Origin of the sequence: Streptomyces sp. NPDC005303, from assembly GCF_040607335.1 — a bacterium.
Classification (GTDB): domain Bacteria; phylum Actinomycetota; class Actinomycetes; order Streptomycetales; family Streptomycetaceae; genus Streptomyces.
Window position 1 is genome coordinate 1 of record NZ_JBEXGM010000086.1, and the last position, 1350, is coordinate 1350.

The following is a 1350-nucleotide window of genomic DNA, read 5'->3' on the forward strand; positions in this document are numbered from 1 at the left end:
AGTCGCGTGCCGGGTTGATCGCGTAACCCGCGTTGGTGCCCCAGGCCATACCGATGGCCACGACGATCAGACCGACGATGAACGGCGCCAGGTTGCAGATGGCCAACCTTGCCCGCTCCAAGGCGGACGTGCTGCTCAACATCACCACGCCCAAGTTCGGCAGCCAGGCACTCGCCGCCGATGCCAAGAACACCAAGTGGAACCCGCTGCACATCGTGAACAACGTGGCCTCGTCCGCCGCCGTGCTCCAGCCCGTAGGGTTCAAGAACGTCCAGGGCGTGGTCTCGGCGACCTACTTCAAGGACCCCGCCGACCCGCAGTGGGCGAACGACCCCGAGATGAAGACGTACACGAACGCCATGCACAAGTACGCCCCCGACGCCGACCCGGCCAACCAGTTCAACGCCTACGGCTGGGCCGCCGCCTCCAGCCTGCACCAGGCCCTGGACGCGATGAAGTGCCCGACCAGGGAGGGTCTGCGGGACGCGGTGCGCAACCTGAAGGACGTGAAGGTGAACATGCTGCTGCCCGGGGTCACCCTGTCCACGGGCCGCGGCGACGCCTTCCCGATCGAGACGATGCAGCTGATGCGGTTCAAGGGCGAGCGGTGGCAGCTGTTCGGCAAGCCGGTGGACACCCGCGAGGAGTTCGGCCCACTGGCGAAGTAAGCCGGCGGGGGCGGTCCCGGTCGGGACCGCCCCCGCCCTGTCACCGGCGCCCGGAGCATTGCGCGCGCGCCAGTACGCCGACGACCGGAGGCGTGTCTGGTCCATCGGGGGGGGGATGGCTCAACCAGGCGGATCCACGCCCGGGATCACTCGACGTGTCACACCGTGCGCGCGTCGGCTCCCTTGCGGCCCGGAGGTGTGATGAGCGGCAGCTCGCCGCCCGCCCGCCACGCGCACGCGGTCACCGACCGCACCACCCCGCAGAGGTCTCTCGGGGTTCGGGCTCGCCGCCGGCGCTGTTCATCGTCGCTCGCTTTCGTGCGGAAGGCACCGGTGGCTTGAGCCGCATCAGGCTCCTCGGGGCCATGGGGAAGCGCACAGCGTCGGGTGGAGGGCGCTGTCCAGCAGGCGCGGCGGAGCCACACCACGAGCGGTGTGGCTCCGCCGCGTCCAGACCCTTGAGGGCTGAGCGCCGCGCGAGTCTCCCGGACTCTGCCCGACCCTGCCTCAGGGAGGCCAGGCCTCAGGTCGCTGATGAGCGGGCCGTCTACCCTGCCGTGGCCCACCCATGGCCGCCACACCGTGCCGCACGGTGGGCGAGGCTGCGGCTCCACCGGGTTCAATAGGCTTACATGGCATCTGCAGGTCGTCGGCGTGCATGTGTGGAACGCCTGGCCACCGA

1 protein-coding gene and 1 pseudogene are annotated in these 1350 nt (G+C 69.9%); one reads left to right on the top strand and one right to left on the bottom strand.

Translation table 11 applies throughout. The features are described from left to right. Positions 1–94, bottom strand: a pseudogene (locus tag ABZT93_RS40370) (aquaporin); the annotation flags it as partial. Between the two features lie 4 nt (positions 95–98). Between ABZT93_RS40370 and ABZT93_RS40375 the strand changes: the two are divergent. Next, positions 99–668 (top strand): ABC transporter substrate-binding protein, encoded by a 570-nt coding sequence (locus ABZT93_RS40375; protein ID WP_356114120.1) that lies wholly within the window; start codon positions 99–101, stop codon positions 666–668. Positions 669–1350: the final 682 nt, after the last annotated feature.

Coding starts and splice junctions, on each gene's coding strand:
- ABZT93_RS40375 (WP_356114120.1), top strand. CDS start 99: ATGGCCAACCTTGCCCGCTCCAAGGCGGACGTGCTGCTCAACATCACC.